Raw genomic sequence first — 5,169 nt, 5'->3', positions numbered from 1 at the left:
GACGCGGCGGGCCGGTCGGCGCCGGTGGCGCGGGCGTCGCGGCGGGCCCGGGCAGCACGGCGAGGATCAGCCCGAGCAGAGCCACCGCGACCACCGCGTCCAGCCAGTAGTGGTTCCCGGTGCCGACGACCACGAACGCGGTGATCAGCGGATGGGCCAGCCACAGCCAGCGCCACCGTCCGGCGGTGACCGCCACCAGCGCCAGCGCGACCGCCAGCGACCAGCCCACGTGCAGCGACGGCATGGCCGCGTACTGGTTGCTGAGCTGGTCGGAGTCGGGTGGCCCGTAGACGGTGGGGCCGAACCGGCGGCCGGTGTCCACCAGGCCGGTGAGCGCGGTCAGGCGCGGCGGCGCGAGCGGCACGCAGACGTGCAGCACCAGCGCCGCCGCGGTCAGCGCCGCGAGGGCCCGCCGCAGCCGCAGGTAGTGCGCCGGCCGGCGCAGGTAGAGCCAGAGCAGGCAGAGCACCGTGGCCGGGAAGTGCACGTACGCGTAGTAGGAGTTGGCCAGCCGGACCGGCAGCTCGTGCAGCAGCAAGGGCGCCTGCACGGCGGCCTCGTCGGGCAGGTGCAGCAGCCGCTCCAGCCACCAGATCCGCTCGCCGTTGGCGCGCGCCGCGTCGGCGTGCCCGGCCACCAGCTGCCGGCCCGCCTTGTAGGCCAGGAAGAGCACGGCGACCAGCGTCAGCTCGCGGGCCGCCCGGCGCAGGGCGGCGGCCCGCACGGGCGCGGTCGACGGAACGTCCACTGCTCCTCCTTCGGTGCCCTCCGGCACGACCCAGGGCCGCCGCCGGGGTCGGCGACGGCCCTGGCGTACGGGCTCAGCGACGGGCGCGTTCCTCGCGGCCGGTCCCGTCGACGCTCACCTCGTCGAAGGCGGGAGCACCGTCGACCGCGTCCGCGCCCACCGCCACGGCGCGGCCGGTGTCCGGCAGGTCGAGGCTGGAGCGAAGGGTAACCGGGCGCAGCAACAGCGCCGCCACGACGCCGACGACCGCGATGGCGGCCGAGATGAGGAAGATGTGCCCGGTCGCGTCCCCGTACGCGGCGCGGACGATCTGCCGTACCGGCTCGGGCAGCGCGTCGAGGTTGAGCGTGCTGCCGCCGCCCCCGCCGCTGGTGGGGATGCCGGCGGCGGCGAGGTCGTGGGTGATCCGGTCGGTGACCCGCCGGGCGAGCACCGCGCCGAGCACCGACACGCCGATGGTGCCGCCGAGCGAGCGGAAGAAGGCGACGCTGGCGCTGGCCGCCCCGATGTCCTTCAGCGCGACGGTGTTCTGCACCGCGAGCACCAGGTTCTGCATGGTCATGCCGACGCCGACGCCGACGACGAACATGGCGACCCCGACCAGGACCAGTGAGGTCTCGTGGTCGACGGTGCCGAGCAGCGCGAAGCCGGCGACGAGCACGATCGAGCCGAACACGATGTAGGGCTTGATCCGGCCGGAGGTGGTGATCATCCGGCCGGCCACGATAGAGGAGATCAGCACGCCGGCCATCATCGGGATGGTGAGCAGGCCGGCCTCGGTCGGGCTGTAGCCGCGGCCGATCTGGAAGTACTGGCCCAGGAAGACCGCGCCGCCGAACATCGCCATGCCGACCGCGAGGCTGCCGAGGATGGCCAGGGCGGTGGTGCGCTCGCGGACGATGTGCAGCGGCACCACCGGCTCGGCGGCCCGCGACTCCACCCACACGGCCAGCGCGAGCAGCAGCAGCCCCCCGCCGACCATGACGCCGGTCTGCCAGGAGAGCCAGGCGAACGAGTCGTCGACGAAGGAGATCCAGATCAGCAGCACGCTGACCCCGGCCGCGATGAGGGCGGCGCCCAGATAGTCGATCTTCACGTTCTGCCGGCGCACGGTGGGCAGGTTCAGGGTGACCTGGAGCAGGAACAGCGCGATGATCGCGACCGGCACGCCGACGAAGAAGCACCAGCGCCAGCCGAGCCAGGAGGTGTCGACGATGAGGCCGCCGAGCAGCGGCCCGCCGACCGTGGCCAGCGCCATCACGCCACCGAGGTAGCCGTTGTAGCGGCCCCGCTCGCGGGGCGGGATCATCGCCGCGATGGCGACCTGGACCAGCGCCTGCAGGCCACCGACGCCGATGCCCTGAAAGGCGCGGGCGGCGATGAGCTGCCCGGCGCTCTGCGCGAAGCCGGCGGCGACCGAGCCGGCCAGGAAGACCACGATGGCGACCTGGATCAGCAGCTTCTTGTTGAACAGGTCGGCGAGCTTGCCCCAGATCGGGGTGGTCGCGGTGGCGGTGAGCAGGGTGGCGGTGACCACCCAGGTGTACTGGGTCTGCGAGCCGTTGAGCGCTCCGATGATCTTCGGCAGGGCGGTGGAGACCACGGTGCTGCTCAGCATGGCCACGAAGAGCACCAGCAGCAGCCCGCTGAGTGCCTCCAGGGTCTGCCGCCGGCTCATGGGCGCGGCCTCGGCCGTCGCGGTGGGTGCGCTCATCGCGCGTCCTCCAGGGTGTGTCGGTTCGGGGGGCCGCTTCGTTGCCTCAAGCAATCATCAACAAATCTTGCTCAACAGGCAACTTTGCCCATTGAGAAAAGGATCACGTACCCTGGCCGCCATGGACGAGTGCACCGGGCTGCGGGAGCGCAAGAAGGCGGCCACCCGCCTGGCGCTGCACGAGGCGGCCCTGCGCCTGGCCGTCGAGCACGGCCCGGACCGGGTCACGGTCGAGGCCATCGCCGACGCGGCGAACGTCTCCCGGCGCACCTTCTCCAACTACTTCGCCGGCAAGGAGGAGGCCCTCTTCCACGGCGACACGCTGCGGCTGCGCCGGCTGGTCGAACTGGTGCGGCAGCAGCCGACCGACCTGCCGCCCTGGCGGGCGCTGACCGGGGCCGCCCTGGTCCAGGCGGACGAGGGCTACGACGACCCGGCCGAGCCGTGGCTGAGCCGGCGGCGACTGCTGCACGGGCACCCGAGCCTGGTCGCCCACCAGGTCGGCGCGTACGCGGCGATCGAGCGGGAGCTGTCCGCCGAGATCGCCCGCCGGCTCACCGGACCGGACGCTGCGTTGCGGGCCCGGGTCCTGGGCGCCACGTTCCTGGCCACGCTCCGCGTCGCCGCCCAGCAGTGGATCGAGCACCCGGACGAACCGCTGCGCGCCGTGCTGTCCACCGTCCTTCGCCACGCCACCCCGGCCGCCGACCGGCCACCGGCCCGAGCGGCGGACGAGGGAATGCCGGGCGATTCAGGCACGCCCTCTGACCTGCGCTGACACACTCGGTCGGTGGGTGGCGGCGACCGGTGGCGCAAAGGGATCGGGCCTGCGGCCCGCGTCGCCCCGGCCACCCGGGTGGACAAGTTCGAGATCTTCTTCGACCTCGTCTTCGTCGTCTCCTTCTTCATCATCACGCGCGCCACCGCCGCGAACGTGACAGTGCGGGAGCTGCTGCACGCGCTGCTGGTGCTCGCCGTGCTCTGGTGGTGCTGGGTGGTGCACAGCGCGGTCGCCGCCCGGCTGCGCCTGGGCGAGGGCTTCGTGCCGATCCTCATGGTCGTCGGCATGGTCGCACTGTTCACGTTCGCGCTGGCCCTGCCGCAGACCTTCGGTGACCTGCGCCAGGGCAGCGCCGGCCCGATGCTGGTGACGGTCAGCTACGTGGTGATCCGGATGGTGCACACGGCGCTCTACTGGTTCGCCACCCGGGGCGACCCGCCGGCCCGGCGCAAGGTGTGGGTGTTCGCGCCCGAGGTGCTGCTCTCGACCTCCCTGCTGCTGGTGGCGGCGCTGCTGCCGCAGCGGGTCGATCCGGAGGTCGGGCCGTGGCTGCGCGACGGACTGTGGATCACGGTCGTCGTCATCCAGTACAGCAGCGGACTGCTGGCCGGCACCGACGGCTGGAAGATCACCTCCGCCGAGCACTGGACCGAGCGCTACGACCTGATCCTGATCATCGCGCTGGGCGAGTCGGTCATCTCGGTCGGCGTCGGCGGCAACCTGCTCGGCAAGGTGGTGACCTGGCCGGCGGTCCCGGCGGCGATCTTCGGCATCCTGTTCACCGCGGCGCTCTGGTGGGCGCACTTCGACATGATCGGGCCGGCCGCCCGGATCGCGCTGCACGCGGCCCAGGGCCACCCCCGGGTGGCGATGGCCCGCGACGCGTACGCCTACCTCTACCTACCGATGATCGCCGGGGTGATCCTGTTCGCGATCGGCGCCGAGGAACTGGTGCGGACCATCACCGACCCGGTGGGCGGCAGCACGGAACGGGGCCACGGACCGGCGGTGCCGTTGCTCTTCTCCGGGGTGATGATCTACCTCGCCGCGAACATGGCGTTCCAGTGGCGCACGCTGCGGACGTTGTCCTGGAGCCGGGTCGGGGCGCTGGCCGCGCTCGCGCTCGCGCTCCCCGTCGGCCGCCACCTGCCGGCACTGGGCGCGCTGGGTCTGCTCACCGCAATCTGCGTGGCCCTGGTCGCGGTCGAGCTGGTGGTGTTCGCCGACGCCCGGGCCGCGCTGCGTCGCACGGTCCACCAGGAGAAGGTCAGCGCGGAGGAGAGCGAGGCCGCCTGGCGGGCGCGCTGGCACGACGGCGGGTCGGAGTGACCTGACACGTCGGCGACCCAGGCCCTAGAGTCTCCGCGTGATCGAGATCGCCACCGAGGTCGACCTGTTCCACCCGCCCGCCCGGATCTGGCGGGCGTTGACGGAACAGGCGTTGCTGGCCAAGTGGTTCGCCGAGAGCACGCCGCAGGCCGACCGCTGGATCCTGGCCACCGCGGCACTGCCCGGCTACGACGCCGACACCGAGGTGGAGGTGGTCGAGCTGCGGACGCCGGAGCGGCTGGTGGTGCGGTGCCGGGAGGCCGACCGGGCCACCCGGCTGGCCTGTGACCTGACCGCCACCGCGCACGGCACCCGGCTCTCCGTGCGCGAGGTGCTGGAGGAGGGCGACTGGGACGCCGACACCCGTGCCGAGCAGCACGAGCAGGCGCTGACCGGACGGCTGCCGGCGATCCTCGACTGGCTCGCCTTCCAGACGGTCGACCTGCGTCGGGCCGAGGGCGGGCTGACCGCCGAACTGCCGGTGGTCCGCCTGCTCGGCGAGCGGCCCGCCCGGTCCCGGCTACGCCGGGTGCTGGTGGCGGCCGGCGTGGTGGCGGTGCTCGCGGGCGCCGCCGGGGCGGCACTGTGGGCGGTGCG

At 73.1% G+C, this 5,169-nt stretch carries 5 protein-coding genes; 3 read left to right on the top strand and 2 right to left on the bottom strand.

Annotated features, from left to right (window positions below):
* Both HUW36_RS24995 and HUW36_RS24990 read right to left on the bottom strand, forming a co-directional pair.
* On the bottom strand, positions 1-748 hold a 748-nt coding region (locus HUW36_RS24995; protein WP_174530404.1), incomplete at its 3' end, for a phosphatase PAP2 family protein.
* Between the two features lie 73 nt (positions 749-821).
* On the bottom strand, positions 822-2,462 hold the full coding sequence (locus HUW36_RS24990; protein WP_174530403.1) for an MDR family MFS transporter: 1,641 nt from the start codon (positions 2,460-2,462) through the stop codon (positions 822-824).
* A 121-nt stretch (positions 2,463-2,583) separates the two neighbouring features.
* Here HUW36_RS24990 and HUW36_RS24985 point away from each other — a divergent pair, with 121 nt between their 5' ends.
* The 3 genes from HUW36_RS24985 to HUW36_RS24975 form a co-directional block, all read left to right on the top strand.
* On the top strand, positions 2,584-3,240 hold the full coding sequence (locus tag HUW36_RS24985) for a TetR/AcrR family transcriptional regulator (protein ID WP_174530402.1): 657 nt from the start codon (positions 2,584-2,586) through the stop codon (positions 3,238-3,240).
* Positions 3,241-3,252: 12 nt separating this feature from the next.
* On the top strand, positions 3,253-4,572 hold the full coding sequence (locus HUW36_RS24980) for a low temperature requirement protein A (protein WP_174530401.1): 1,320 nt from the start codon (positions 3,253-3,255) through the stop codon (positions 4,570-4,572).
* Between the two features lie 37 nt (positions 4,573-4,609).
* Positions 4,610-5,169 (top strand): SRPBCC family protein (locus tag HUW36_RS24975; protein ID WP_174530400.1); only part of this gene is annotated, 560 nt, incomplete at its 3' end.

It is taken from the genome of Micromonospora maritima, assembly GCF_902825405.1.
Taxonomy (GTDB): Bacteria; Actinomycetota; Actinomycetes; order Mycobacteriales; family Micromonosporaceae; genus Micromonospora; species Micromonospora maritima.
This window is presented reverse-complemented; position numbering and strand designations above follow the sequence as displayed.

Bases quoted from the DNA above. Each gene is read 5' to 3' on its own strand.
- HUW36_RS24990 (WP_174530403.1), bottom strand. From the start codon at position 2,462: ATGAGCGCACCCACCGCGACGGCCGAGGCCGCGCCCATGAGCCGGCGG.
- HUW36_RS24985 (WP_174530402.1), top strand. From the start codon at position 2,584: ATGGACGAGTGCACCGGGCTGCGGGAGCGCAAGAAGGCGGCCACCCGC.